Annotated in this window: 23 protein-coding genes and 1 riboswitch; of the genes, 9 read left to right on the top strand and 14 right to left on the bottom strand. The window is 65.3% G+C overall.

Annotated features, from left to right (window positions below):
* Nucleotides 1-5: 5 nt before the first annotated feature.
* The 4 genes from AOP75_RS03965 to AOP75_RS03980 form a co-directional block, all read right to left on the bottom strand.
* Nucleotides 6-824, bottom strand: coding sequence for an anti-sigma factor (locus tag AOP75_RS03965; protein WP_062077023.1), 819 nt, complete (start codon nucleotides 822-824; stop codon nucleotides 6-8).
* Nucleotides 811-1,359, bottom strand: a complete 549-nt coding sequence (locus tag AOP75_RS03970; protein ID WP_062078394.1) for an RNA polymerase sigma factor — start codon at nucleotides 1,357-1,359, stop codon at nucleotides 811-813. The genes AOP75_RS03965 and AOP75_RS03970 overlap by 14 nt, the downstream gene beginning before the upstream one ends.
* A gap of 38 nt (nucleotides 1,360-1,397) precedes the next feature.
* Nucleotides 1,398-2,159 (bottom strand): class F sortase, encoded by a 762-nt coding sequence (locus tag AOP75_RS03975; RefSeq protein ID WP_062077024.1) that lies wholly within the window; start codon nucleotides 2,157-2,159, stop codon nucleotides 1,398-1,400.
* Between the two features lie 102 nt (nucleotides 2,160-2,261).
* Nucleotides 2,262-3,065 (bottom strand): DUF4397 domain-containing protein, encoded by an 804-nt coding sequence (locus AOP75_RS03980; protein WP_062077025.1) that lies wholly within the window; start codon nucleotides 3,063-3,065, stop codon nucleotides 2,262-2,264.
* A gap of 416 nt (nucleotides 3,066-3,481) precedes the next feature.
* Here AOP75_RS03980 and AOP75_RS03985 point away from each other — a divergent pair, with 416 nt between their 5' ends.
* A complete protein-coding gene (locus tag AOP75_RS03985; RefSeq protein WP_062077026.1) occupies nucleotides 3,482-4,447 on the top strand; it encodes a DUF4349 domain-containing protein in 966 nt (321 codons plus the stop codon).
* Between the two features lie 102 nt (nucleotides 4,448-4,549).
* Here the strand turns inward: AOP75_RS03985 and AOP75_RS03990 are convergent, their stop codons facing one another.
* Nucleotides 4,550-6,973: a glycoside hydrolase family 94 protein gene (locus AOP75_RS03990; RefSeq protein ID WP_062077027.1), complete on the bottom strand. Its 2,424-nt coding sequence runs from the start codon at nucleotides 6,971-6,973 to the stop codon at nucleotides 4,550-4,552.
* Nucleotides 6,974-7,165: 192 nt separating this feature from the next.
* Here AOP75_RS03990 and AOP75_RS03995 point away from each other — a divergent pair, with 192 nt between their 5' ends.
* The 3 genes from AOP75_RS03995 (at nucleotide 7,166) to AOP75_RS04005 (ending at nucleotide 11,351) form a co-directional block, all read left to right on the top strand.
* Nucleotides 7,166-8,488 carry a glycosyltransferase gene (locus tag AOP75_RS03995; RefSeq protein ID WP_062077028.1) on the top strand — a complete coding sequence of 441 codons (1,323 nt, stop codon included), beginning with the start codon at nucleotides 7,166-7,168 and terminating at the stop codon, nucleotides 8,486-8,488.
* Entirely contained in the window at nucleotides 8,485-8,928 is a 444-nt protein-coding gene (locus tag AOP75_RS04000; RefSeq protein WP_062077029.1) for a hypothetical protein, read from the top strand. The genes AOP75_RS03995 and AOP75_RS04000 overlap by 4 nt, the downstream gene beginning before the upstream one ends.
* Before the next feature lie 512 nt (nucleotides 8,929-9,440).
* Complete coding sequence (locus tag AOP75_RS04005; RefSeq protein ID WP_161794530.1) at nucleotides 9,441-11,351, top strand: glycosyltransferase; 1,911 nt, start codon at nucleotides 9,441-9,443, stop codon at nucleotides 11,349-11,351.
* A 46-nt stretch (nucleotides 11,352-11,397) separates the two neighbouring features.
* Here AOP75_RS04005 and AOP75_RS12500 read toward each other — a convergent pair whose 3' ends face one another.
* The 3 genes from AOP75_RS12500 to wecB form a co-directional block, all read right to left on the bottom strand.
* Nucleotides 11,398-11,835 (bottom strand): hypothetical protein, encoded by a 438-nt coding sequence (locus AOP75_RS12500; protein ID WP_152649933.1) that lies wholly within the window; start codon nucleotides 11,833-11,835, stop codon nucleotides 11,398-11,400.
* A 770-nt stretch (nucleotides 11,836-12,605) separates the two neighbouring features.
* Entirely contained in the window at nucleotides 12,606-13,823 is a 1,218-nt protein-coding gene (locus tag AOP75_RS04015; RefSeq protein ID WP_062077032.1) for a glycosyltransferase family 4 protein, read from the bottom strand.
* 384 nt (nucleotides 13,824-14,207) lie between these two features.
* The gene (gene wecB, locus AOP75_RS04020; RefSeq protein WP_062077033.1) at nucleotides 14,208-15,251 is read right to left on the bottom strand and encodes a non-hydrolyzing UDP-N-acetylglucosamine 2-epimerase; all 1,044 of its coding nucleotides are present in this window, start codon (nucleotides 15,249-15,251) and stop codon (nucleotides 14,208-14,210) included.
* 119 nt (nucleotides 15,252-15,370) lie between these two features.
* On the opposite strand from wecB, the gene dcd reads away from it, so the two are divergent.
* Nucleotides 15,371-15,946: a dCTP deaminase gene (gene dcd / locus AOP75_RS04025; protein ID WP_062077034.1), complete on the top strand. Its 576-nt coding sequence runs from the start codon at nucleotides 15,371-15,373 to the stop codon at nucleotides 15,944-15,946.
* Between the two features lie 85 nt (nucleotides 15,947-16,031).
* Here dcd and AOP75_RS04030 read toward each other — a convergent pair whose 3' ends face one another.
* On the bottom strand, nucleotides 16,032-16,592 hold the full coding sequence (locus AOP75_RS04030; protein WP_062077035.1) for a TetR/AcrR family transcriptional regulator: 561 nt from the start codon (nucleotides 16,590-16,592) through the stop codon (nucleotides 16,032-16,034).
* A 76-nt stretch (nucleotides 16,593-16,668) separates the two neighbouring features.
* On the opposite strand from AOP75_RS04030, the gene AOP75_RS04035 reads away from it, so the two are divergent.
* The 4 genes from AOP75_RS04035 to AOP75_RS04050 all read left to right on the top strand — a co-directional run bounded on the left by AOP75_RS04035 (nucleotide 16,669) and on the right by AOP75_RS04050 (nucleotide 20,716).
* Complete coding sequence (locus AOP75_RS04035; protein WP_236683068.1) at nucleotides 16,669-17,025, top strand: DsrE family protein; 357 nt, start codon at nucleotides 16,669-16,671, stop codon at nucleotides 17,023-17,025.
* Between the two features lie 111 nt (nucleotides 17,026-17,136).
* Nucleotides 17,137-17,267, top strand: a riboswitch (TPP riboswitch).
* A 25-nt stretch (nucleotides 17,268-17,292) separates the two neighbouring features.
* On the top strand, nucleotides 17,293-18,399 hold the full coding sequence (locus tag AOP75_RS04040; protein ID WP_236683069.1) for a thiamine ABC transporter substrate-binding protein: 1,107 nt from the start codon (nucleotides 17,293-17,295) through the stop codon (nucleotides 18,397-18,399).
* A 29-nt stretch (nucleotides 18,400-18,428) separates the two neighbouring features.
* Nucleotides 18,429-20,069, top strand: coding sequence for an ABC transporter permease (locus AOP75_RS04045; protein ID WP_062077037.1), 1,641 nt, complete (start codon nucleotides 18,429-18,431; stop codon nucleotides 20,067-20,069).
* On the top strand, nucleotides 20,066-20,716 hold the full coding sequence (locus AOP75_RS04050; RefSeq protein ID WP_083966677.1) for an ABC transporter ATP-binding protein: 651 nt from the start codon (nucleotides 20,066-20,068) through the stop codon (nucleotides 20,714-20,716). The genes AOP75_RS04045 and AOP75_RS04050 overlap by 4 nt, the downstream gene beginning before the upstream one ends.
* Before the next feature lie 46 nt (nucleotides 20,717-20,762).
* Here the strand turns inward: AOP75_RS04050 and AOP75_RS04055 are convergent, their stop codons facing one another.
* The 5 genes from AOP75_RS04055 to AOP75_RS04075 form a co-directional block, all read right to left on the bottom strand.
* Complete coding sequence (locus AOP75_RS04055; RefSeq protein ID WP_152649934.1) at nucleotides 20,763-22,271, bottom strand: hypothetical protein; 1,509 nt, start codon at nucleotides 22,269-22,271, stop codon at nucleotides 20,763-20,765.
* Nucleotides 22,272-22,284: 13 nt separating this feature from the next.
* Nucleotides 22,285-23,619 carry a S8 family peptidase gene (locus AOP75_RS04060; RefSeq protein ID WP_062077040.1) on the bottom strand — a complete coding sequence of 445 codons (1,335 nt, stop codon included), beginning with the start codon at nucleotides 23,617-23,619 and terminating at the stop codon, nucleotides 22,285-22,287.
* A gap of 4 nt (nucleotides 23,620-23,623) precedes the next feature.
* Nucleotides 23,624-24,997: a S8 family peptidase gene (locus AOP75_RS04065; RefSeq protein ID WP_062077041.1), complete on the bottom strand. Its 1,374-nt coding sequence runs from the start codon at nucleotides 24,995-24,997 to the stop codon at nucleotides 23,624-23,626.
* A gap of 5 nt (nucleotides 24,998-25,002) precedes the next feature.
* Nucleotides 25,003-25,485 (bottom strand): hypothetical protein, encoded by a 483-nt coding sequence (locus AOP75_RS12505; RefSeq protein ID WP_152649935.1) that lies wholly within the window; start codon nucleotides 25,483-25,485, stop codon nucleotides 25,003-25,005.
* 160 nt (nucleotides 25,486-25,645) lie between these two features.
* Nucleotides 25,646-26,110: a rhodanese-like domain-containing protein gene (locus AOP75_RS04075; protein WP_062078398.1), complete on the bottom strand. Its 465-nt coding sequence runs from the start codon at nucleotides 26,108-26,110 to the stop codon at nucleotides 25,646-25,648.
* Between the last annotated feature and the right edge of the window lies 1 nt (nucleotide 26,111).

The following is a 26,111-nucleotide window of genomic DNA, read 5'->3' on the forward strand; positions in this document are numbered from 1 at the left end:
ACCGCTCAGATGTCGATTTTGCCTCGCGTGATCGAGTCGCCCGAGTGCGTGGGCACGCCGTCAGTGGGCTCAATCGAGATGTCGACGATGGGGAACATCGTGACATCGAAGCCCTCAGGCAAGGTGAACTCGGTGCGGTCACCAGTGAGGTGGCCCAAACTGACCATGCCGTCGATGTCCTCGTCAATCAGCCACACCTCGAGGTAGGCATCTGACTGCGGCTCGTAGTCCGTCTCCACCACCAAGACCTGCGTGCCGTCGTCACGCACCTGGAGGTCTGCGGTGCCCGCAGAGGACTCCGTCTGGAGCTGCGACAGCGGCGCGCTGGCCACCACATCAGCGTTGCGGTCGGTTCCCGTGGTCGCCATCGAGACTCCCACCCCACCGATCACGACACCCGCGGCGGCTGCGCCCACAAGCGACCACCACGACGGGCCCGTGCGGCGCTCGCGGCGGGCCGCGAGCTCGTCAGCGGGGGCAACGGTACGGGCGGCGGCACTCGGTGCCCCAGCGCCGCTGGCCGACGCGGTGTCGCGCGTGGCTTCGCGCCCGGCGTGACGCCCGGTGTCGCCCGCAGCGCCATCCTGCACCGACGTGTCCACGGCGGCCGCCGGTGCGGTTTGTTGCGCGATGGACTCCCAGACGGACGCCGGTGGCGTCTCCAATGTCACGCGCCCGTCGAGCCCGCCCAACGCTCCGGTAATGCGGGTGTACTCCGCGAGCGCCTCTGCGCACACCGCACATTGCGTGGTGTGTGCGGCATCGGCCTCACTGCCGTCGCCTAGAGCGAGTGCGGCGAGTGCGTCGTCATTAAGATGCGACATCGGCCACCTCCCATCGGTGACGTAGTTCCTGAAGGCTTCGGCGCAGGTGGCTCTTCACGGTGCCTAGCGGCATGTCGAGCTTGACTGCGATCTGCTCGTGCGTGGCGCCCTCGTAGTAGGCGAGCGCCACGATGGTCTTGCGGGGATCGCCCAACGCCTCGACCTCGTAGGCCAAGAGCACCGCGTCTGCACTGTCGCTCGCGACGGGCTCCACCCGTTCCTGGGCGGCCTCCGCGCGCCGGGTTTCCCGCGCGCGGGCCGCGAGCGCGTCGGCAATACGGCGCTTCGCAATCCCGACTGTCCACCCACGCAGGTCGCCGCGGTCGGGATCGAATCCCTCCCTGCCATTCCACGCGGACACAAAAGTCTGTTGGGTGACGTCTTCGGCATCGGCCGCAGAGCCCAGTTGACGCACCGCCATCGTGTAGACCAGGGCGGATACGTCCCGGTACAACTCTTCGAGGGCGCCGTGATCTCCTGCCGCAAAGGCGTGCGCGAGCGCGGCGCCAGTGACGGGCGGGGGGCCTGCGCTCATCGATGCGTCTCCTGGATACTTGGCAAGAGTGATGACGCTCACGATATGCCATTCGCAGGGATCGCGGTCACGATCACGTTGTCGTCGTAGTGTCCGCGGCCTGCATCCCAGGCTCCACCGCAGGTGACCAGCACCAGTTGGGCGGGTCCGTCCTGCGCGAACACTCCCTCGAGGTCGACGTCGCGTTTGTCCGTCTGTTCCACATCGACGACCTCATAGGTGAGCCACTCGCCACTGGCCGATTCGACCTCAATGAGCGCGCCTTCCTCGACCTCGAGGAGCCGGCCGAACGGGCCCAGCCCCTGCGGAGAATCCACGTGCGCGGCCATCACCGCGTTGCCGGTGCCCTCGGCGGGTGCCGGTCCGTACTGGTACCAGCCAGCCACGCCAGCGTCCTCAGGAATCTCCATCTCCCCGCCGGGCTCGACCCCGACGGGCGCCACCGGCATGTCGATGTTCAGTTCCGGCACACGCAGGCGCTGCGGCTCGTCGACGACGACTGCCTCTTGCGCGTCAGGCGCGGAGGACCGGATGGGAACATCAGCGACCACGGGGGAGGATGCTTCCTCTGCGGGGGCCGATGTCGGCTCGCTCGTCGTCGCAGGCTCGGTGGGCGATGCGCTCACCGTCGGGACGGATTCGTTCTCCCCGGCGGCGCCGGGGGTGCCGCCGGCACCCGAACCGCCGGCGACACACCCCGACACCACCAGCCCCGTCGTGATCACAAAGCCGAGCGCCCGTCGCCACTTCGAGGGGGCATCGGCCCTCTCCACGGCGCTGCGGGGTGCGGCGGTGTCCATAGCGACTCCCTGACTGGGTTGAGCGGTGGCGAGAAATCAGTAGTGGGGAGGGCGTGCAGCGACAGCACGCCCTCCCCTGTCCGGTAGTACTGCGACCGGTCTTTAGCGGCGGGCGAACCGCAGCGCGAGCCCGGTCAGTCCCAGCATCGCGAGCACTGCTGCGATGGCGGGGACGGGCGAGGAGCCCTCGTCTGCGAAGCCGTACTGGCCAGCTTCAACGGCGGACGGGGCGGCAGAGTGCACGTCGACGGTCTGGACGGCGAGGTCGAGGGTGTCGTCCTCAGCGGAGCCCCACGCGTACACGATCGTGTTGACGCCTTCGGCGATCTCGACGTCAGTGGGTCCAAGAACCGGGTCGGTCTCGCCCGTGAGGGATACGGCCGCCTCGTAGGTACCGGCGGGGACGTCGCCCATGGTCTCGTCAGGGTTGGCGAGGTTCTCGAACAGGACGTCGCCGTCTGCCCAGATGTCGACGGCCGGAGCGGCTGCGGTGTGGCGGACGGTCAGCCGGCCCTCTCCCGCGGCGGTCTCGGAGATGTCGTTGGTGAAAAGGTTGGCGGTGGCCATGCCGTCGGCGTCGAGGTGAGCCACGGCGGTGTAGCTCATGTCAGCCTCAAGCGTGAGGTCGATGGGTCCGAGCACCGGCTCCGAGTCGTCCTCGGCGTCAGCTGCGGTGAGCGCGACCGAGTAGGTGCCGGGCTCAAGGTCCAACGGCCCTGCGAGGTCGCCTGGCTGGAAGTCGTCGATGGTGTTTTCGCCGTTGACGTAGACGTCGACGGGGGTGTCGGGGATGCCGTGCAGGACGGACAGCTCCGACATGCCGTCCTCGACAGCGAGGGCGGGGGCCGCGAATCCGGCCGCGAGGAGCGTTCCGGCTGCCGCGCCGGCGATCAGTGACGTGCGCATGATGCTCTCCTTCGTACATTTGGGTTGGAGGCCGCCGGGGTGCGACCTCTCATCAACCACTTCCGACGCACAGATGCGTTTGGATGCACATGCATGCAAATTATGCTCACAGCGAACACCCCGCCTCCCTCCGCCAAATGGCTCCATTTGGCTGTTTTGCGGGCCTATAACAGGCGTTTTGTGCCACTTCAGAGTCGAGCGGGCCGATGCCCGGGCTCGCCCCGCACAGCAGCGAGACCGGGCATCGGCCCAACTTCGTGGGGCGCGGTGCGCGCTCAGCCGAGGGGGCCGGGCCGACGCGGCGGTCGGCGGCGGTCGGCGGCGGTCGGCGGCAGTCAACGCCCCTGCTACGTGCCCGATAACGATTCGGCACCCAACCATCTCACCGGGCCAAGCGTCTCCCTACTATGAGCCTCATGGACACGCAGAACCGGACGGCGCGGCGCCGCAGACTCGCCGCAGGCGCGACCGTCGCCGCGATGGTGACGGCGTGGGCGCTGGCGGGATGCTCGTCGAGCGACTCGGAGAGCGACAGCGCCGGTGACTACGGCGGCTCGTACGAGGAAGGCGCGGGCTCCGCAGAGGCCTCAGCCATGGCGCCCGAGATCGCCTACACGGATGAGGACAGCGCGGTGGCGGACGGCGAGTTCACCACCGAACGCTCCGTCATCACCACCGGCGCCATGTACATGACGGTGGACGACCCCGTCGAAGCGAGCGACACGGCCGTCGCGATCGTCCAGGACGCCGGCGGCCGCATCGACGCCAGGAGCGAGACGGCCCCCGACGAGTGGAACGGCGGCTCCGCGTTCCTCACCATGCGTATCCCCTCCGATGACCTGACCGATGTCGTGGACCAACTGCGCACACTCGGCACGGTCGACGAGTTCACCACGAACGCATACGACGTCAGCACGGAGGTGACGGATCTCGAGGCGCAGATCTCGACCCTGCGCGCGTCTACTGAGCGGATCGAGGGTCTGCTCGATCAGGCGGAGGATATTGAGGACATCATCGCGCTCGAGTCCGAGTTGGACTCGCGTCGATCTGAGCTTGAGGCGCTCGAGGCCCGCGAACGCGGCCTCGCGGATCAGGTATCGATGTCAACCGTGGACCTGTCGCTGACGACCGAGCCAATCGTGGAGGTGGACGACGATCCCGACTCGTTCCTCTCCGGCCTCCAGTCCGGCTGGGAAGGCCTGCTCGGGTTCCTGTCGGGCGCACTCGTCGTCGCCGGCGTCTTGCTCCCGTGGCTGGTCGTCCTGGCCGCGGTAGCGCTGGTTGTCCTGTGGGTGATGCGTGCGCGCCGCGCCCGCCGCACGGCCCCAGAGCCCGAGGCCACCCAGCCCTCACCCCCGCACACACCCCCGCACACCGACTGAAGTGGCACAAAACGCCTGTTATACGCCTCTAAAACAATGAAATGGTGCCATTTGGCGCAGGGGGCGGGGCGGGGCGGGGTGAGGCGAGGTGAGGTGGGGCGACTAGACCGTCACCGAGACCGCGACCGTCGCGCCTTCCGGCGCATACGGCACCACGGTGCCATCGATGCGCTCGCCGTCAACCGTCACGACGGCATCGGCCCCACCGGAGTTGGTGACCTCCACCACGTAGGTCGCGCCGCGAATAACGCGCGTGACCGTGTACGAGCCGATCTCCGCACCGATGCGCGGGTCCACGATCAAGCCGTCGTAGCCAGGACGCACACCCAGCAGATACTGCGACACGGCCACAAAGTTCCACGACGCGGTTCCGGTCAGCCACGAGTTCTTTGCCTCACCGTGGCGCACCGCGTCCTTGCCGGCGATCATCTGCGCGTAGACGTAGGGCTCCATGCGGTGGACCTCGGACTGGTCCTCGCGGAACGCCGGGGCAATCTGCTTCCAGTACTCCCAGGCGTGCTCGCTGCGACCCAGCAGGGCCTCGCCAATGATGATCCACGGGTTGTTGTGGCAGAAGATGCCGGCGTTCTCCTTGTAGCCGGGCGGGTAGCTCGTGACCTCGCCCAACTCCACGTGATACTCGGTGTACGCGGGGTTCAGCAGCACAATGCCGTGCGGGGTGTTGAGTCGTTCGCGCACGGAGTCCAGCGCAGCCACCGCCTTGCCGTCCTCGACACCGACGCCGCCCATGACTGCCCAGCCCTGCGGCTCGATCCAGATCTGACCCTCGGCCGCCTCACGCGTGCCGACCTTGTCGCCAAAGTAGTCGTAGGCGCGCAGGAACCACTGCCCGTCCCAGCCGTGTTCGGCGGTGACCTCGCGCATGCGGGCAACGGCGGACTCGGCCCGCTCCGCCTCAGCGGTGTCACCCCGGCGACGCGCCAGCTCGGCGTACTCCGGCCCAATGGCGCAGAACATCGCGGCGATCATGATTGACTCCGCTGCGCCGCCGGTGCGGTTTCCGGTGGTCTGGAACGACTCGCCCGGCTCCGTGGAGAAGCAGTTAAGGTTCAGGCAGTCGTTCCAGTCGGCGCGGCCGATCAGCGGCAGCCCATGCGGTCCGGCCTTCTCAAGCGGGTGACTGAACGAGCGACGCAGGTGCTCCATGAGCGTGTCCGCCTGGGACTCGTCGTTGTCGAACGGCACCATTTCATCGAGGATCGACTCGTCGCCGGTCTCCTTGATGTACGCGGCGACGCCCAGGATGAGCCACAGCGGGTCGTCGTTGAAGCCCGAGCCCAGGGTGTGGTTTCCGCGCTTAGTGAGCGGCTGGTACTGGTGGTAGGCGCTGCCGTCAGGGAACTGGGTGGCGGCGATGTCGAGGATGCGCTCGCGGGCGCGCTCGGGCACCAGGTGCACGAATCCGAGCAGGTCCTGCGACGAGTCCCGGAATCCCATGCCGCGGCCCATGCCGGTCTCAAAGTAGGACGCCGAGCGCGACATGTTGTAGGTCACCATGCACTGGTACTGGTTCCAGATGTTGACTGAGCGGTCCAGTCGCTCCTCCGTTGAGGTCACGGTGTAAGAGCCCAGCAGCCCGTCCCAGTACTCCTGCAGGCGCGCGAATTCAGCGTCGGCGGCCTCGGAGGTCGCGAAGCGGTCCAGGAGGGCACGGCCACCGGCCTTGTTGACGACGCCGGGAGCCTCCCACTTGTCGTCGCGGTCGTTCTCGAGGTAGCCGAGCGTGAAGACGTACTGCTTGGATTCGCCGGGCGCGAGGTCTGCCTTGAGGTGGTGCGAGGCGACGGGGTACCAGCCGGAGGCGATGGAGTCGCCGCTGATGCCGGCGTGAGGAACGGCGGCCTCGTGGAAGCCATTGCCGAATCCTAGGAACGTGTCCCGATCAGTGTCGAAGCCGTCGACCGGGGCGTTGACGCCGTACACGGCGTAGTGCTCGCGGCGCTCGCGGTACTCGGTGACGTGGTAGATCGCGCTGCCGTCGACTTCGACCTCGCCGATGGAGAGGTTGCGCTGGTAGTTGGTCTGGTCGTCCTCGGCATTCCACAGGCAGAACTCGACGAAGGAGAACAGCGACACCGACTTGGGGGCATCGCTCGTGTTGGTCAGCGTGACGTGGTGGATTTCCGCGTTGGTGTCCACGGGCACAAAGAACAGGGCCGATGCTTCAAGGCCATTGCGCTGTCCGGTGATCCGGGTGTACCCCAGGCCGTGCCGGGTTTCGAAGTGGTCGAGTTCCGTCTTGTACGGACGGTAGGAGGGGCTCCAGACGTCGCCGCCGTCGTTGATGGTGAATACGCGGCCGCCGTCGTCGACGGGGGTGTTGTTGTAGCGGTAGCGCGTGAGCCGGCGCAGCTTGGCGTCGCGGTAGAACGCATAGCCACCGCCGGTGTGGGATACGAGAGAGAAGAACTCCTGGGTACCGAGGTAGTTGATCCACGGGTACGGCGTGTGCGGGGTCGTGACAACGTATTCGCGCGCCTCGTCGTCGAAGTGGCCGAACTTCATGGAGATACCTTCCGGTGGATGAGAATTAAGGACATAGTAGCCATGGAATCGAAACGTTGCGACTCCAATTCGTAACGATTCGAACGCGAGTGAGGTTTCGCCCTGCGCTGGGAGCGCGACCGGCGCTGCCGGCCCGATTGGTTCGCGGTAGTGGGCGCCGCCATTGACAAGACGGTGGAACAATGAGGAACCGTGACCGCTTCAACTCCTCACCTCATCTACATCGCGTGGGGCTTCGCGCCCGCCCGCACCGGCGGGGTTTACCGCGCCGTCGCAACCGCCAACGCATTTGCAGAAGCGGGCTGGAAGGTGACCGTTGTCGCAGCACCCGCGGAGGCGTACGAACGGTACGTAGGCGTGGACATTTCCATGAGCAATGCCGTCGACCCCCGCGTCACCGTCGAACGCGTGCCGTTCACCTGGGCTACACAAGAAACCGACGTCCGCGAATTCCCCCGCAGCCGCGCCCTCCTCGGATCACGCAACTACAACCGCATTCGATCGCGACTGGACCGCCTCACCTTCCCCGAAAACAACTACGGGCAATGGCGCGGCGCCCTCGAAAACGCACTCGAGCTCATCCACGACCGTGACCCCGCAGACCTGGTCGTCGCCACCGCCAACCCCAACGTCGACTTCCAAGGCGCCTACCACCTGCACAAGAAAGCAGGCGTGCCCTTCGTGATGGACTACCGCGACGGCTGGCGACTCGACGTGTTCGACGGCGGCTACCTCTTCCCGGAAAAATCACGCGTGGGACGGCTCGAAAAGAAGTACCTGCAGGCCGCGCATGAGGTGTGGTTCGTCAACGACGCCATCCGGGAGTGGCACCGCAAGGAATACCCCTTCGCCGCAGACAAAATGCAGGTCGTCATGAACGGCTGGGACCCCGCGCTCTTCGGAGAACGCAACGTAGCGCTGCCCGTCGCCAACCCTGACGCTCCCCGGTTTGGCTACCTGGGCACCATCACCCCCAAAGTCCCCCTAGAAGCGCTCATGAAGGGCTGGACACTCGCCAAGGCACAAGACCACATCCCCGCCGCCTCCACCCTGGAAGTGGGCGGATACCTCGGCTACTTCGCCACCCCACGCGGCGACCTTGCCACCCTGCTTGACGACGCCCGCGATGCCGGCGTCACCTTCATCGGCCAAGTACACAAGGGCCAAGTCGCAGAGTTCTACGAGCGCCAAGACGCCCTGGTCCTGGCGCTCGGCGAAGGCCGGTACGTCACCTCCGGCAAAGTGTTCGAGTACGTGGCCACAGGAAAACCCATCGTGTCCGTTCACGCCCCCACCAACGACTCCTCCAACGTGCTCCGCGACTACCCACTCTGGACTGCGGTACCCGACGTCACACCAGAAGCAATCGCCACCACCCTGGGCGACACCGTGAAGCTGCTCCACTCCGCCACCACCGCCGACTACGCCCGCGCCCACGACGCAGGTGAAACCTTGCGCCGCGACGCACAGCTTTCGCCACGCATCGGCTCTCTCACCGAGGAGGTCACCGCGTGACCCACGTCGTCATCCTGAGCGCCTTGCAACTGCGCCGCGCCACCGCGCTGTCGCGCTATATCGACCAGTTCACCGAAGCCGGCGCTACGCAGGTATCCGTCATCACCCTTGGACCCCTGTCTCACTGGCGCGACGAGGACCCCACTGCACATGTCCTCGACCCCACCATCCAACGACGCCGAGGTGGACGTAATCCCTGGCACAAATCAAAGGTGGCACGGCTCACACTGCGCGGACCGCGCTGGCACATGAACCGCCTTCTCCGCAAAGACCGCATCGCTCGCGAACTGCTCGCAAGCGCAGACATCGTGTACGTCGACCAGCCCACCGCAGTCCTCGCCGCCTGGCACGCCGCCCGCGCACAAGGCACTGTCCCCTACGTCACCAGCACCACGCGAGTCCTGCAGATGTTGCAGAGCTCCAGCGCCAACGCCGCGTAGCCCAACAAGCCCCCCACTACGAGAACTGAGCTACTGTGGAACACCCGCCCTCACCAAGAGCGCATGTCGTCATGCTCGTCGACAATGAGGTCGTCGTCGATGGCAGAGTGGTACGCGCCGCTGGCACGGCAACCAAGTTTGGATATGCGTGTAGCGTCGTCGGAATCAACCGTGCACGCGGCGCGGGCCCTGACACCATTGCAGGTGCCGCCATCTGGCGCTTCCCCGTGTCCTACTCGTTGCACGGGGCCACAGCCAAAGCCCGGAATGCCCGCCTCTCCTCACTCGAGAACCGCGCATCTGTACTCTCAGCACGCGCCCACCTGAAGGAGATGACGGCACAATCGGCTCGCCGCGGAGCGCCGCTCGCAAAGCTCGCGTCCGGGCTCACTTCAGCACGCGCACGACGCGCACAACGACTCGCGGAAGCCGCTCGAGAGAATCCGCTCACGCCTTGGCAACACCGTAGCCAGACGATTGTGCGAAAACTCGCGTATCTCCGCCCTGGGTGGATGCTGCCGCAGACGGGGCATCTGACTCAGGACTACGCTGACGCCCTGGTCGACCAGGTGGTTGCACTCAAGCCAGACATCATCCATATTCACGATGCCTTCATGCTGCCCACGGCGTTGAAAGCTCGAGACTCCCTGCGGGCGCAAGGGTCGGCACCCCGCCTTGTGTACGACGCGCACGAGTTTTGGCGGCCTCGTCGCGACGCCGCAATCAGCATGATCGGTGCGCGCGACGCTGAGGCAAAACTGGCACGTCATACCGACGCCGTTATCGCCGTGAACAAGGAGATCTCCGCAGGTCTCCACGACAGCACGGAGCGGCTGACACTAGTGGTGCCCAACGGCCCCTCCAGCACATCGATTCCCGCCCCCGGTCGAGAAGATATCCGCACGGAGGCGGGTCTCGGCCCAAACGTCCCACTGCTGGTCTACTCCGGTCACGTCGGGGAAAAGCGCGGTGTCGAGACGGCGATCGAGGCCCTGACCCACCTCCCCGATGCGCACCTCGTGCTCGTATCAGCGCCTTCGCGAACCCGCGCTCGAGAACTCAGCGAACGCATTGCGGCGCTCGCTCTGAAAGACAGAGTTCACTTCCACGCCTACGTGCCCGCTGCCTCGGTAACCTGGTACCTCCGGACTGCAGACATAGGACTCCACACGCTCTTGCGCGGACCCAACCATGACAACGCGATCCCGACCAAGATCGCCGAATACGCCACAGCTGGGATTCCGCTCGCTGTGAGCGACTGCCCAGCGCAGGCCGAGTTCGTCACAGACCACGGCATCGGTGAGGTATTCACCGCTGGAGATCCGGAGTCACTCGCGCAGGCAGTGTCAACGATCCTCGCGAGCTCAGACGCTTCACGCTACAAGGCGTCGCCGGAACTACAGCGTTCCATCAGTTGGGAGAGCCATGAGCAGAACCTCGTCGACGCGTATCAGAATGTACTCGAACACCAGGCCGCGCCACCTCAGGGCGCTCGTACGGCTGTCGCGACCATCAGCACACAGGAGGCCACGCTCGACTGGGCCGGGTCGGGATTCTCAGTCCGAACCCCGGCACGCAAGCCACAGGATACCGTGAGCGCACTCCGGCTCTATAGCGATCTGATCCAGAGCTCGGACACGCTAGTCCAGGCCGGAGTGAACGTCCTGGACGCGCTCGAGCCGGACGCACTCAAAGCGCTCCAGCTGATCGCCGTCAACCGCGAACGAACCTTGCTGATGGCCCGTGCCGGAGACCTCCTGAGCCCCAATACGCTCACGAGTATCGAAGAACACGCAGACGTTCACCACTGGTCCACCAAACGCCGTCGTGAGTGGTCTGAACGGTCAGACCGCCTGACTGCCGTGATCAACGGCCACCGGATTGTGCCACTGGTCCGGGACCCAGAACTGGTAGATCACGTGGCACAGAGTGCCTGGCTGCCGCTACCCGCGGCCCAAGAAAAGTTCGATTCTGGAGCCCCGCTACGGGCTGATGGTGAAACGCTCCGGGTCTACATCGCCGCTGACCACCTGGCACCCATCTGGCGTGAGAGCCTTGAGGCGCTCACCAGCCAAGCTGCACAGCACGCTGCCTTCACGCTGGTCGAGGATGTTTCCGTCGCTCACGCTGTCGTGGGGGACTGCGCCAACGGCACCTATCGCCAAACTGAGGTTGATGCGATGGCACGCGGTCAGATTGTCATAGGCCACCTCAGGAACGAAACCCGGGCAGCGCTGCCCGGCGACGTTCCACTGATAGAGACACGTATGGCAACACTCACCGAAGACATCGACCGCATCGCGCGAGAAGTCTGGATATCGACTGTAGAGCGACAGCGCGCGAGCCATCAGTACGCTCTCAACTGGCACAGCGCCGAGGCTGTTCAGGCACTACTCCGTGACGTGCTCACCGCTCACCACTAGGGCCGTCCACTGGACTCACAGCATTGCGCAGCCTAGTCGCGCAGCGCTAGAGGCGTGGCCGTAGAAAGTTGTCCGCAATGGCCGCGGCAGCAAGCTCCCCGTTATGCACCGCACGGACAAAGTCCCGCCCGGCGCGGCTGCGTGCGGCCCGGGCATCGGGGTCCTGCTCCACAAGTTCCTCGAGCACTTCGCGGAGCGTCGGCAACGTCGCCTGCACGATAGGAACATCGAACCCAGTTGTCGTTCGCACATGGTCACGAACGGAAGGCAGGACATTGCCCACTACAACCCGCCCCGATGCCATCGCTTCGCACGCCGCAACACCGTAGGACCCGACGCCGAACTGGTCGATGATGACGTCAAACCCGGCGACAACCGATGGCATGTCTCCCGGCGCGACCCCGGACACTCGCTCATAGTCGATCGCCCGCAAAGCAACAAGCGGTGCAATCGCCTCCTCTACTGCGTCGCTTCTCTTCAGCATCGAGCTGCTCGAAACGTGCCCCACACGGAGTCGGGCGCGCGGTTCGACTTCTTCCTGTGGAGACGAGAACCACTCCGCCCCAGGCACCACTGGGAGCCACGCAGACTCCGGAACGACGTCGAGCAAGTCCGGCGTTGAAACGAAGCGGGGCCCCTCGAAGGATTGAAGGGCTCCCAAGGTCGCTCGCGCCTTTCGCTCAAGCGCGATCGTGAGAGGCACCTCTGGGTCGCGAAATGGCGAGAACTCATGACGTTCCGCATGGACGGACGGGATGCGGACGTCGGATCCGTGTGCGACAAACGCAGGTGCCACTCCACGTTGCCGGAGTCGCTCGATCTGGGTCCACGGCGATTCGCCCCGCGCGACCCCTAACGGCTGACGACCAGACTCCCACATCCCATGCGAGAAGGCCGCAACTAGCCGATCCTCGAAAGCAACAGCCCAGTCGCTCGAGTGAGCTGTCACTTCGGGTGGTACCCCAAGCCCCACGGGGTAGGAGGTCGCAGACGGAACTCGAAACGCATAGTTCCATGCCCGGGCGTCGCCGATGTGAGCCGTGACAGCGTCCGCCCAACGGTATCCCTGACCGGCGGAGTTTGCTGGCGCGATAACCAGGCCCAGGTCCTCAGGCCCCTTCTTGGGGACCGTGAGGTAGTCCCTCAACGAACGGTCAGAACGCCACCGGTCGAGCCGACGCTTGCCACGACGAAGGTCGTTGCGTACCCGCGGCGAGAGATACCGGGAACTACCTGCTACGCGACTCCGAATGCTCACAGGGAAACTCTCCCGGAAAGCGCCGTGGATAGCCGCTGCTCGTACATGCGCTGGACCTCGACATCTGGACCGAAGAGTTTGCGGCGGTCCCGCGCAGAGATTGACCCCTGACGAACAAGCAATGACGAGTGCGCCCGCAAGGCCGTCCGTCCAAGCGTTCGCCGGACGACCGAGCGTGACCGCGGGGCCACGCCTGAGGGGCTTCCTGCCACCCTTTGGAGAACAGTCAACAATGCGCGTCGCTGAAACTCCCACGAGCGCTGCTGTCGCAAGTCCGAGGTGATGCGCCCCTTCAACTCCTCGAGGTTGCGGACGACATCGCTGAGGGCGCTGGATGCGCTACCCACATCTCCAGCAGCGAAGACGGCGCCGATGCGGTTGCTACGCACGAACTCGGCCTGCGCCTCACAGTCACTCACCAGGAGCGCAAGGCCGGCCACTACGTACTCCGAGATCTTGGTGGCCAACGCCGAGTCATGACTTGCCGACCGTGCGAACGGCGCCACACCAATATCTGCCGTGCTTAGATACCACGGCACGCTCTCCGGATTCACAAATGGCATGAGATGGAAGCGGTCTTCCATACCCAACTCGTGAGCTAAGTCTCGGAGCGACTCCACGTACGGAGAAACCGGACCGCACACGAGCGCAAGATGCAGGTCGGGTTGGGTGGCTGCTGCGCGGATTGCTACATCCACTCCGCGGGAAGGAGCAACGGCACCGCTGTAGACCATCAGGGGGACGTCCGGATCAAGCTCACACTCCTCGCGCAATGTTGCGCGCCCCTCCTGGGGACGATGGTTCGCTACCGCACCGTTTTCGACCACCACTACGGGCTCGGTAAGCCCCCACCGTCGCGCGAGCCACGTAGCCAGAGTTGAAGACACGGTAATAACCGCGTCAGCAGTCGGAATCCACTGGTCCTCCAGATTCATCTGACCTTGACGACGCGCCTCGGACACGCTCTCGACGCCGGGCCACCATTCATGAACATCCGCAATGAGCGGTACTTTGCGTCCACGCTTCTCAAGCAACCGCTGTGCGACACCTGCCGCCAGAAGCAGCGGCGAATCATGAACGTAGATGAGATCCGGCTTGAGGTCGATGATCGTGCTGCAGAACCTCGCAGTGAACTGGGGCAGATCGCCGTACGACTTGGAGCCTGCCAACGCGAGTTCGCGGCCATGCTTGCTGGGTATCGAGTGCAACGCCATTCCACCAGCGGCAGCCAAGTGCGAGTCAAGGCGCCGCGACAGCTTCTCGGTGACCCTCTGTCGTGAAGAGCCTGGTCGTGGCTCCGATGAGACAAAGCTACGGGCGGACGTAAGGGCCCTTCCACGCCACGTCACAGGACGCCCTACTCGCACCGGGACTCGAAGGGTGAGCACGCCGTTGAGGACCGCTCCAAACGGTCGGGCCCGTGTCGCAGCCCCCACAACTGTGACGCGATAGCCTGCGTCTTGAGCCGCCCGGGCGACCTTCTGGACTCGCGAGTCGAGATCGACGGTGTTGGGGACCACCATCACCAGGTGAGTCATTGTTCAAACTCTCCTAGACGACTGCTGGTCGAAGTACGCGACATCTCGAGAATGCCACGGTCACACTCCCTGAAGTGCGGCCGCCACGGCTTCGGCCGCGCGCCCGTCGCCGTAGGGAGCCTTGCGTGCAGCAGTCGGACGGTCGCGCTTGAGCGCCTCTGCAAGATCGGCCGGATCCGCCACCAGGACATTCCAGCCGTCGTGCAGCGTCTCCACCCACTCCGTCTCCGTACGCAACGTGGTGCAAGGGCGGTCAAGCAGGTAGGCCTCCTTCTGGAGACCACCAGAATCCGTCACCACACCCGCGGAACCCAGCACCGAGGCAACCATCTCTGCATACGGCACAGGGCTATGAAGCTCGATGGAACCCTGCGCAAGTTCAATGCCGAACTGCTCAGCCTTGGCGCGAAGGCGCGGGTGGGCCAGCAGTCGCACGGGCAGCGGCGCAGAAGCCAGCGCATCGATGATCGCGCGCAAACGGTCCGGATCGTCAGTGTTTTCTGCCCGATGAATCGTTGACAGTAGGTAAGGCGTCTCACTGGTGCCGCCGCCTGCGGCAAGGACTGCGTCGCGGACCGTGAAGCACACGTCCACCATGACGTCTCCCACGACTCGGGTGATCGCGGCAAGGCCCTCGTTCGCAAGATGGCCCTGTGCTACCTCCGTGGGAGCGAGCAAGAGGTCCGCGCAATGATCCGTCATGACACGGTTGTGCTCCTCAGGCATGCGCTTGTTGAAACTGCGCAACCCTGCCTCGAGGTGAGCGACCGGGAGATGGATCTTCACCGCGGCAAGTGCGGCTGCAAGCGTCGAGTTCGTGTCTCCGTACACCAACACCCAGTCCGGGTTGTGCTCCAAGAACACGGGCTCGAGCGCCGCCAGCATTGCGCCCGTCTGAGCGCCGTGAGACCCGGATCCCACGCCCAGGTGAACGTCAGGGGCCGGGATAGACAGCCCGTCAAAGAACACGTCCGACATGTCCGCGTCATAGTGCTGACCGGTGTGGACAATGACGTGATCAACCCCTGCGGCGGAAAGCGCCTGAGCGACCGGTGCGAGCTTGACGAACTGGGGGCGGGCGCCCACGACGCTGATGACCTTCATGGGGCACTACTGTAGAGCGTGCATCCGGAGCACAGTGTCCGCACAACTCAGCATGCGCATCGGCCCTATCCTCCGCGTCAAGCTGTCAGTCGCGAGAGCCGCCCGGCTAGGATGCGAACATGCTGCTCTCCGACCGCGACATCCGTGCAGAGATCAACGACGGCCGCGTGGCCCTCGACCCGTACGAAGAAGACATGATCCAGCCGTCCTCGATCGACGTGCGCCTGGACAAGTTTTTCCGCGTGTTCGACAACCACAAGTACGCGGCCATCGATCCGGCCGCGGAGCAGCCGCAGCTCACGCGCCTGGTCGAGGTCGAGGGTGACGGACCTTTTGTGCTTCACCCGGGCGAGTTCGTCCTGGGCTCCACTTTCGAATCCGTGTCCCTGCCGGATGACATCGCAGCGCGCCTGGAGGGAAAATCCAGCCTGGGCCGCCTGGGGCTGCTCACCCACTCCACGGCAGGCTTCATCGACCCCGGATTCACCGGCAACGTCACCCTCGAGTTGTCCAACATGGCGACGCTGCCCATCAACTTGTGGCCAGGCATGAAGATTGGTCAGTTGTGCTTCTTCCGCCTATCCTCCCCCGCTGAGCACCCGTACGGCTCAGACAAGTACGGCTCGCGCTATCGCGGCCAGCGTGGGCCGACTGCTTCGAAGAGCTTCCTGAACTTCCACCGCACGGACGTCTAACTCCCACGCGGGAGGCGCAGCCCCGCTCCGTCCGCGCAAGCGTGAGCGCCACGATCTGCACCCGCAGGGGCGGCACTGCGCCTACTCAGGCCGTCACCATGGCAACGGCCGCAGCGCGCGCACGCTCCACGGGCGCGGCATCGCCTGACACCTTCGCGGCGATGAGCGCACCGTCATAGAGCATCGCAATGGTCCGCGCCAGCTCGCCATCCCCGGTCGCTACCGCGAGGTACCGCACCACGTCCTCGGTGTGCTCCTGCACGACCTCCATCGCCGCAGCATTGCCAGGGACCTCGACGGCAGCCTTGGCAAACGGGCACCCGTGGAAGTCGCCGCGTTGAATATCGCCCACCACCGCGTCAAAGAGCGCGGCCACGCGCTGCGACGCCGCTGAGACCTCGCCGGGCTCGGCACTCAGGCCCGCGCGAGACGCTTCGAGGCGCTCGCGCAGGTACGCCACGACCAGAAGGTCTTTGCTGGCGAAGTGGTTGTAGAGCGTGGCTTTGGTGACGCCTGCGCGCGCAGCGACAGCCTCGACGCCTGTGGTGTTGATGCCACCGCAATAAAACAGTTCGCCTGCGGCTGCGAGCAATCGCTCGCGGGCATGGCCGCGTGGCGCGGGTGCCTCAGAGCCGTCACGTGCCATGACTTGACTATACCGATCGGTCAACTTAGGCTTCAACTATACCGACCGGTATGTATATCTACGAAAGGATCTCACTGTGAGTGACAACAAGATCGCCGTCGTCATCTACGAGCCCGCCTCCGGCGACCTCTCCCGCGTGTTCCGCGGCCTCAAGGTCGCCTCTGAGTTCAAGTCCGCTGGGGACGACGTCGTCGTGGTGTTCGACGGTTCGGGCGTCGAGTCGCTCGGCGCACTCAGCGAGGCCGACCACAAGCTCCACCCGCTGCTCGAGTCGCTGCGCGACAACGTGCACGGCGCCTGCGCCTACTGCGCCAACGGCCACGGCGTGAAGGACCAGATCGAGGCCGCCGGGTACGCGCTCAAGGGCGACGCCGACGGCGAAGTGTCCATCCGCAACCTGGTCACCGACGGCCGCCAGATCCTCAACTACTAACGACGCGCGCGTGCAGCCGTGGCGCCACCACATCGCGCCGCGGCTGCGCAGTCGCGTACCTCCCTGAGCTCACCGGCGTCGTTCCCCTCCCCACGCCCGCGCTATGCTGACCGGACACGACAGGGGAGCGCTTCCCGATTGCCAGTGGCATCGAGAGTAAGAGCGCTGAGAGTGCGGAACCGCCGCAGACCCTCGAACCTGATCCGGGTGATACCGGCGTAGGGAGTCGAGTCTCGTCCCCTCCTGATGCATGTGGGAGGAACCACTATGCGCTTCACGCGCACCACGGCCGTCACAACGGCCGCCATCGCCACCCTGACCCTCGCGGCCTGCTCAAGCGACGCGGAAGGGGACGCGACTTCTGCCACCCCAGCCGCGACATCGGCCAGCACCTCGCCCACCGCGACCGCCGCAACCGATCTCGCCGGCCAGAGCGTCACGGTCGTGACGCACGACTCCTTCAATGTCCCCGACAACGTGCTCGCCGCCTTCGAAGAGGAGACGGGCCTGACGGTCGAGTTCGCCGCCCCAGGAGACGCCGGCAGCCTGGTCAACCAGCTCATCCTCACCAAGGACGCACCGCTAGGCGACGTCGTGTACGGCGTCGACAACACGTTCGCGTCGCGCGCGCTCGATGAAGGCATCTTCGCGGACTACACCTCTGAGGTTCCTGCGGCAGCGGACGCAGCGGCGTACGCGGTGCCCGGGTCGCAGGCGCTGACCGCGATCGACTACTCCGACGTCTGCCTCAACTACGATCTGGCGACCTTCGAAGGCGACCTTGAGGTCCCACAGGGTCTCAGCGATCTAACGGACCCGGCGTATCAGGGGATGCTCTCCGTCACGAACCCCGCGACGTCCTCACCTGGACTCGCGTTCGTGCTCGCCACGGTCGCGGAGTTCGGCGATGACTGGGAGCAGTTCTGGACCGACCTGGCTGCCAACGATGTGCGCGTCACGTCGTCGTGGTCGGAGACCTACTACACGGACTTCGCGGCCCCCAACTACGGCGGCGACTATCCGCTCGTGTTGTCCTACGCTTCATCCCCGCCGTACGAGCTGATTGACGGTGAGCCCACCACGGCGGCACTGCTGGACACCTGCTTCCGCCAGGTCGAGTACGCGGGCGTACTCAACGGCGCGGCGAACCCTGAGGCGGCGCAGGCGGTCGTGGACTGGATGCTGTCGGACGACTTCCAGGCTGCTTTGCCGGAGAACATGTACGTCTACCCGGTCTCGGAGCAGATCGAGGTGCCAGCGGAGTGGGCAGAGTATGCGCCGCTTGCCGAGGAGCCGCACTCGTTGAGCCCGGAGGACATCTCCGCTGGTCGCGACGAGTGGATTGAGACCTGGAACGCGATCGTTCTGGGCTAACACCTCCACCACTCACGCCGAGGATCGCCATGCACCCGCGCCGCCATCGCCGCCACCTTGTGTGGTGGGCGGTGGCGGCGCTGCCGCTGGGGTTCCTCGGCATTTTCTTTGTGTGGCCGCTCCTTACGGTGCTGGCACGCGGCCTGTGGGACGGGGGCTTCGACTGGGCTGGCACATGGGCGGTGGTCGTTGACCCCCGGACGGCCGATGCCCTGGTCACCACCGCTGGTTTGGCCACCTTGGGAACGCTGGGATCCCTCGCACTGGGGATTCCAGCGGCGTACGTTCTGTACCGGCTTCGTTGGCGAGGGCAGGTCACGGTGCGCGCGATCGCGGCCGTGCCCTTCGTGTTGCCCACGATTGTGGTGGCGACGGCTTTCACGGCGCTGCTAGGGCGGTCGGGTCCACTCGCGTTCCTGGGATGGGATCAAACAGTGTGGGCCATTGGCCTCGCGATGGTGTTCTACAACACGTCCGTCGTGATGCGCATTGTGGGGGGAAGTTGGGCGGGCTTAGATCCGCGCAGGGCCGATGCCGCACGGACGTTGGGCGCCAACCGGCGCCAGGCGTGGTGGCACGTGACGGTCCCGGCGTTGGCACCCGCGGTCGCCTCCGCGGCATCGGTGGTGTTTCTGTTCTGCGCCACTTCGTTTGGCGTGGTGTTGGTCATGGGCGGCACGCGCATCAACACCTTGGAAACAGAGATCTGGTTGCAGGTCAACCAGTTTCTCGACATACGTGCGGCTGCCGTGTTGTCGATCCTTCAGTTGGTTTTCGTCGCCGGCATCCTCGCGGCATCCGCGTGGGCGCGGCGGCGGCGCGAGCGGGTGTTGGGCACCCGCACGGTCGATGGCACCAGGCCCGCAACGCGCTCTGACGTCAAGGTCGTTGTGCCGGTGCTCGTCGCCCTGGGGTTGCTCTTGGCCGCGCCGCTGTGGGCGCTGCTGTCGCGCTCGCTCAAGGTCGGCGATGGCTATGGTTTCGACCACTACGTCGCACTCTTCACCGACCCGCCGCGCTCGGTGTTGCCCGTGAGCGTCTGGCAGGCGACGCTCAACTCGCTCACCACCGCGGTGATTGCTGCGTCCGTTGCGACGGGGCTGGGGCTCATCGTCGCGTCGCTCCTCGCGCGACGGGGTCGCAAGGCAGCGGTGCTCGACGCAATCGTGATGCTGCCGCTGGGCGTCAGCGCAGTGATTGTGGGTCTAGGCATGCTGTTGACCCTGAACCGCACAGTGCTCGGGGTAGATCTGCGCGGGTCATGGTGGCTGGTCCCGATGGCCCAAGCGGTGGTGGCGCTGCCCCTCGTCGTCCGCACCCTGGTGCCGCCTGCCCGCGCTATCGATCCACGCATGCGCGCAGCCGCTGGCGCCCTAGGGGCCAGTCCCGGGCGGGTGTGGACACGTGTGGAGTGGCCGCTGTTACGGCGCCCGTTCGGGCTAGCACTCGGCTTCGCGTTCGCGATTTCCATGGGTGAGTTTGGTGCCACGTCCTTTGTTGCCCGCCCCGACCGCCCCACGTTGCCGACGGCGATTTATCGCCTGCTGGGCAGGCCAGGGGCGGAGAACCTCGGCATGGCGTTCGCAGCCGCTGTGCTTCTGGCGGCGTTGACCGCATCCGTGATGATGGTGTCCGAACGTATGCGGACCACTGTGGGAGGAGACCTATGACCGGCCTTCGCGTCGACAATGTGGTGGTGCGCTATGGCGGTGCTCACCCGGTGACCGCCGTTGATGGGGTGTCGCTCACTGTCGCTCCTGGCGAGACGGTTGCGCTCCTGGGCCCGTCTGGGTGCGGCAAGTCATCCCTGCTTGGCGCGGTGGTCGGTATTGTCGACGTCGACGCTGGCCAGGTGGTGTGGGACGACGAGGATGTGACGGACGTGGAAGTCCACCGGCGCGGATTTGGCCTGGTGTTTCAGGACGGCCAGTTGTTCCCTCACCGCTCGGTGGCGCGCAACATCTCGTTCGGCCTAGAGATGCAACGGCTGCCAGCCACCGACAAGCGGGCGCGTGTACTCGAGCTGCTCGAGCTCGTGGGTCTGGACGGGCTAGGGGATCGGCCCGTGACGGATCTGTCGGGCGGTCAGCGTCAACGCGTGGCACTGGCACGTTCGCTCGCTCCCCAGCCGCGCTTGCTCGCACTTGACGAGCCACTGTCCGCCCTCGACGCTGACCTCCGCGGCCGGCTTGCCATCGAAGTTCGGGACATCCTCGCTGCCGCGGGCACGGCCGCACTTGTGGTCACTCACGATCCGGCTGAGGCCGAGGTCATGGCAACCCGTGTGCTGCGCATGCGCGACGGCCGACTGGCCTGAAGCATCGGCCCGAGCGCCGTTGCTTCTCACCCGGGCAACGCGCTCGCTAGCCCTCTTCGCCCTCCGTGGGGTCGGGGGCTGAAGTCCGGCTTCCGGCGCCTGCGGCAGCGGATAGTGGACGCGCTTCAGCGTCATCATCGATCTTGGGCGCAATCAGGCCGCTACGCGTGGGGCCGTTCTTCCGGGATTGTTGCTGTGCAGCTGCGGGCGCACCGCCGCCGACCATGCCGGTACGACCTCCCGCGCCGGCGCCGGTGCTAGCAGCACCTCCGGCACCTGAACCGTTCACGCCGCCGCTACCCATGGCGCCGGCCCGTCCTGCGGCGCCGGCGTTCACACCGGTGCCACCTGCTCCCGTGCCCCCGCTCGCCACGCCACGCAAACCAGCACCGCTGCGGCCAGTGCCGCCTCCTGCCTGGCCACCAGCTCCCTGCCCGCCGGGGGCAACGTTGCCGAGCAAGCCTCGTCCAGCGTTCGCGGAGCCACCGACACCCGCGCCGGAACCGCTACCAAACCCGGACCCAGCTGTGCCGGCACGCATTGCGGCTGCGCCGCCCATGGCTCCGGCGCCCATGAGGCCCGAGGTAAGACCGCTGGACGCTCCACCGCCGTTGTACGAACCGCCGTTGTATCCTGCGCCGCCGGACGCGGAGCCGCCCCCGTACGCGCCACCGCCGTAGCTAGGTGTGGTTCCCGGCGACTGTGAGTCCACCGAGTAGTCGGAGTCGCTTCCGTCCCATGTGCCCGGCGTGTAGTCGCCGCCGCCCGACTGGCTCGGCTGATAGTCCGAGGGGTCAAAGGCGCCCGAGTCCACCGGCTGGCCGCTGGCCGGGACGTAACCGGCCCCACTCGAACCGGCCGGAACAAAGCCCGCGGAATCGTATTGAACACCCTGGTAATCGCGTGGCTTCAGCGGCGAGACTCCACCGCCACCGGTGTAGCCGCCCGTGCCATCACCGCCGCCTCCGTTGGTGTGCCAGTCATCATCCCGCCTATCGTCGTCGTCCAGCTCGTCTGGATCATCACCTCTGAACAGGTCCGGAAGAGCCCGGCGTAGTGCCTCTGCCTCCTGGCGAAGGTCTGCTTCAAGGTCGTTGAGAGCGTTGCGCGCAGCATTTTGCTTGGACTGGCCGAGCACGCTGGAGATCCCGGAGAGAGCGCCCGAGATCGTGAACGCAGGCATAGAGGGTTCGACGCGCACCCACTCCTGACCCTGCTGCGCGGCCCACGCGACCCGGTCCTGCATCCAGTCCGGGACAATGTCGGAAGGCAGGGAGTCGTATGCGGCAAGCGCGCGGTCGACGGCGTGGTTGGCGCGGTCGATGATCGTCTCCATCTCTGTGACAGCCGCCTCCACGCCTCGCATCTTTTTGCTCAACGCGTTGAAACTCTCTCCCGCAGCTTGGGCGGCTTCGCCTTCCCACCCCTCGGGCGCGCGCAGCGATCTGAGCGTGTCTGCCAACACACTGAAACTGGAACGCACCTGCCCAAACTTGGGCGCCTCGAACCGGCCCCCGTCCACGATCGCCCGCAAGCGTTCTACGTCACTGGCCATGACCATTCCCCCCCTAGTTCTCTGCCCGGCGGCGGCTCGCCACCACTACGGCCACAATAATGATGGCAAGCGCCACCAGCACACCCAACGCGATCCACACCACCGTGTTGGTGTTGCCACTATCGGTAGGTGCAGGCTCTGTAGTCGGCTCCGCGGTCGGTGCCGCAGGCGACGGGGACGCCTCACTAGAGGCCTCCCCACTTGGCTCCGGATCCGCCGTCGCGGCCGTCTCACCAAAGATCTCCTCGACCGTCGGCGACTGGTCGTCGCCGTCAAGAATGAAGGGGTTCACATCGTCATACTTGGTCGCATCATCACCCAGCAGCGAGATCGTGTCTACGACGCCGTAACCGACCTCACCGGTAGGGTCAAACACCGGTTCATGCGGAGCATCCACCCCAGTGTTATGAATCAGCAACTGCAACACCTGATTCGGCGTCGCCTCCGGATTAGCCTGCAACGCCAACGCCACATTGCCCGCCGTGATCGGCGTCGCAAACGAGGTGCCATTGCCCAGCTCGGGAGCCTCCCACGACGCACCACCACCAAGAGTCAAACCCACCCCCGGCGCCACCACATCCAACCACTCATTCGTATTGTGGACCGTCACCAGGTCCTCGGCACCATCAAAGGCCTCGCGGCTTGGAGTCTGACCATCCTCACCCACAGAACCCACACCCACCACACCGTTTCCAGTCATAAAGCCGACGCCAACATCGAGATCGTCATTAGGCACCCCAGCAGTGATAATCACGTTTTCACGCATCGCCCGCGCAAGTTGATCCGCAAACTCACCCGTCGACAACAGTTCGCCGCCTCCCACAGAGATTGTCACGATGTCCGCGTCAGCATCGAGCGCGGCCTTCAACGACGCGCCGACATCGAGCCGGTACTCCGAGGGATTTGAGCCGCACTTGTCCTCGGCGAAGTCTCCCCAGCTGTAGAACGTGATCTCCGCGCCCGGAGCAATGCCCTTGGGTCCTTGATCCCCGTTACCCACCAGGAAGCCAGTGACGTTCGTGCCATGGTCGTCCACGTCACCACCACTAATGGCCGCCGGAACCGACTCCCCGCCTTCCTGCTGCGGAACACAGAAACTCGGCTCATGCACCGTGACGTTCGCATCCGCCAAGAACGGCGCATCCGGATCAATCACCGAGTCGATCACCGCGATCTTCACTCCCGAACCATCAATACCCTGCTCATGAAAACTCGCCACGTCATAGTTATCGAAATACCAATACCCATCCTCGGTATTAGCAACCCCCACACCAGCAGCCACAACAGTCACCGCCAACGCTGACACCACCACAGCCGAACCCCGCGACACCCAACCAGACATCATCATCTCCCTACCTCACCACACCCTGTCGGCCACTACGCCGACGCGCCCCCACCACGACCACAGGCACCACCACCGCCACTACAACCACCACACCCACCGCAATCCACACCACCGTCATGGTGTTGCCACTATCGGTAGGTGCAGGCTCTGTAGTCGGCTCCGCGGTGGGCGCCGCAGGCGACGGGAACGCCTCCCTAGAGGCCTCCACACTTGGCTCCGGATCCCCCGTCGCAGCCGTCTCACCAAAGATCTCTTCGACCGTCGGCGATTGGTCATCGCCATCAAGAATGAACGGATTCACATCCTCATACTTCGTCGCATCATCACCCAGCAGCGAGATCGTGTCCACCACGCCGTAGCCGACCTCACCCGTAGGGTCAAACACCGGCTCGTGCGGAGCATCCACACCAGTGTTATGAATCAACAACTGCAACACCTGATTCGGCGTCGCCTCCGGATTAGCCTGCAACGCCAACGCCACATTCCCCGCCGTAATCGGCGTGGCATACGAGGTGCCATTGCGCGGCTCAGGAGCTTCCCACGACGCGCCACCACCAACAGTCAAACCCACCCCCGGCGCCACCACATCCAACCACTCATTCGTATTGTGGACCGTCACCAGCTCCTCACCATCGAGGACCTCCGACGTCGGGACCTGGCCGTCCGCACCCACAGACCCCACGCCCACCACACCATTGGCGCTTGTGGCGTCACCACCGAGCTCCGAGTCGTCATTAGGCGCAGCAGAGGTAATAATCACACCCTCACGCATCGCACGCGCGATTGGGTCGCGGAGTTGGCTCCTTTCCGCAAAGGAGCCAGTAACCGAGAGAGTCACAATGTCCGGATCGTCGGCAAGTGCGGCCTCAAGCGCACCCGCAGCATCGGCCCGATATCCCATGCCTTCACTACCCCGTGCCGTGCAATTGAGATCGTCCTCATCTCCCAGGTTGTCGCCCCAACTGTAAAACGTGATCTCCGCCCGCGGAGCAATGCCCTTGGGGCCCCGATCCCCGTTACCCACCAGGAAGCCCGTGACATTCGTACCGTGGGCATGCACGCTGGCCGCACCGCCCGTGATGGTCGCCGGAACCGGCTCTCCACCTTCCTCATCCGGAACACAAAAACTCGGCTCGTGAACCGTGATGTTCGCGTCCGCCAAGAACGGCGCATCCGGATCAATCACCGTGTCGATCACCGCGATCTTCACACCCGAACCATCAATGCCCTGCTCATGAAAACTGGCCACGTCGTAGTTATCGAAGTACCAATACCCATCGTCGGTATCAGCAGCCCCCACACCAGCAGCAACAACCGTCACCGCCAACGCCGACACCACCACAGCCGAACCCCGCGACAGCCACGGTGGAAGAGCCTGCACCTCGGTTACGCCTTGCCGCCGCGCACCGCGCGGACCTGAGACGTGTCGGTGTCGCCTCCGCGCACGCCGCGCGTGTCCACGGTGGAACTGTGAGTCTGGTTGTACTTCGGCTGCCCACCCGATTTCTTTGCGTCGGCGGCGGCATCTCCGCGCGCATCGTCGAGGATGCGTTCAGCACGCTCAAGAGTGACCTGCGCCTCGTCGTCCTCGGCAGTGAGGTCCCTAATCGCTGCTCGAACCGCCTTGTCCAGTCGCAGCAGCTCGTCACGAGCCGCGCGGACCTGGTCCGAGACAGTTTCAGCGGCGGCGTCCAGAGGGTCCTTAAACACGCGTGCGACGGCGTCATTGTTCGGGCCATTGGTTCGCCGCACGTCGGATGGGTCGGGAAACTCGTTTAGCTCCCTGAGCAACTTTTGGATCTGCTGCAAAACTGCATCGACATCGATCCTGACCTGCTTCACCACGAGGCCAACCCCCACCTTCGCCACACGCTTATGTGCACTGCGGGGCCACAGGGTGCGGTGTGCGATTCACCACGAGGCCCCCATCTCGCATCGGCCCCACCCCAAGCGGAGTGAAGCACGCGCGACGAGTCTATAGTCAACCCCGTACAAGCACCACTGGCAATCGAGGCTGCGCCTCACGACCTCAGCAGTCGCAGGCGATGACCCCGTGCGCACCGATGGAAGCCGTCAGAGGATCTGGGGCGCGGGTCGCGTCGACAGCGGCACTCGCGCCTTGTGTATCGACAGCGATCGCGTCAACCGGCATACCCTCGCGTGCCCAGTACTCAAAGCCGCCGATCATCTCCTTCACCGCGTAACCCAACTCAGAGATGATGAGGCCCGCGCGGGTGGCGCCGTTGCAGCCAGGACCCCAGCAGTAGACGACGAACTGCGTGTCCGCGGGATACTCCGGGATCCTCACCGGCATGTCCGGCTTGGGAATGTGCACGGCCCCACGGGCATGACCCTGAATCCACGCATGCTCGTCGCGAGTGTCAACGAAAACGAAGTCCTCACTGCCGTCGGCAAGCGCGGAGGCAACGTCGGAGGGGTCGGTCTCGAACGCGAGCTTGGCGCGGAAGTGGCGCGCGGCGTCAGAAGTGGTCATG

The organism is Demequina globuliformis, from assembly GCF_000975155.1.
Lineage (GTDB): Bacteria > Actinomycetota > Actinomycetes > Actinomycetales > Demequinaceae > Demequina > Demequina globuliformis.

What these genes read in the sequence shown, in the direction of transcription:
- AOP75_RS03965 (WP_062077023.1), bottom strand. Translation starts at nt 824, where the DNA reads ATGTCGCATCTTAATGACGACGCACTCGCCGCACTCGCTCTAGGCGAC.
- AOP75_RS03970 (WP_062078394.1), bottom strand. Translation starts at nt 1,359, where the DNA reads ATGAGCGCAGGCCCCCCGCCCGTCACTGGCGCCGCGCTCGCGCACGCC.
- AOP75_RS03975 (WP_062077024.1), bottom strand. Translation starts at nt 2,159, where the DNA reads ATGGACACCGCCGCACCCCGCAGCGCCGTGGAGAGGGCCGATGCCCCC.
- AOP75_RS03980 (WP_062077025.1), bottom strand. Translation starts at nt 3,065, where the DNA reads ATGCGCACGTCACTGATCGCCGGCGCGGCAGCCGGAACGCTCCTCGCG.
- AOP75_RS03985 (WP_062077026.1), top strand. Translation starts at nt 3,482, where the DNA reads ATGGACACGCAGAACCGGACGGCGCGGCGCCGCAGACTCGCCGCAGGC.
- AOP75_RS03990 (WP_062077027.1), bottom strand. Translation starts at nt 6,973, where the DNA reads ATGAAGTTCGGCCACTTCGACGACGAGGCGCGCGAATACGTTGTCACG.
- AOP75_RS04005 (WP_161794530.1), top strand. Translation starts at nt 9,441, where the DNA reads ATGCTGCCGCAGACGGGGCATCTGACTCAGGACTACGCTGACGCCCTG.
- AOP75_RS12500 (WP_152649933.1), bottom strand. Translation starts at nt 11,835, where the DNA reads ATGCTGAAGAGAAGCGACGCAGTAGAGGAGGCGATTGCACCGCTTGTT.
- AOP75_RS04015 (WP_062077032.1), bottom strand. Translation starts at nt 13,823, where the DNA reads ATGGCGTTGCACTCGATACCCAGCAAGCATGGCCGCGAACTCGCGTTG.
- wecB (WP_062077033.1), bottom strand. Translation starts at nt 15,251, where the DNA reads ATGAAGGTCATCAGCGTCGTGGGCGCCCGCCCCCAGTTCGTCAAGCTC.
- dcd (WP_062077034.1), top strand. Translation starts at nt 15,371, where the DNA reads ATGCTGCTCTCCGACCGCGACATCCGTGCAGAGATCAACGACGGCCGC.
- AOP75_RS04030 (WP_062077035.1), bottom strand. Translation starts at nt 16,592, where the DNA reads ATGGCACGTGACGGCTCTGAGGCACCCGCGCCACGCGGCCATGCCCGC.
- AOP75_RS04040 (WP_236683069.1), top strand. Translation starts at nt 17,293, where the DNA reads ATGCGCTTCACGCGCACCACGGCCGTCACAACGGCCGCCATCGCCACC.
- AOP75_RS04045 (WP_062077037.1), top strand. Translation starts at nt 18,429, where the DNA reads ATGCACCCGCGCCGCCATCGCCGCCACCTTGTGTGGTGGGCGGTGGCG.
- AOP75_RS04050 (WP_083966677.1), top strand. Translation starts at nt 20,066, where the DNA reads ATGACCGGCCTTCGCGTCGACAATGTGGTGGTGCGCTATGGCGGTGCT.
- AOP75_RS04055 (WP_152649934.1), bottom strand. Translation starts at nt 22,271, where the DNA reads ATGGCCAGTGACGTAGAACGCTTGCGGGCGATCGTGGACGGGGGCCGG.
- AOP75_RS04060 (WP_062077040.1), bottom strand. Translation starts at nt 23,619, where the DNA reads ATGATGATGTCTGGTTGGGTGTCGCGGGGTTCGGCTGTGGTGGTGTCA.
- AOP75_RS04075 (WP_062078398.1), bottom strand. Translation starts at nt 26,110, where the DNA reads ATGACCACTTCTGACGCCGCGCGCCACTTCCGCGCCAAGCTCGCGTTC.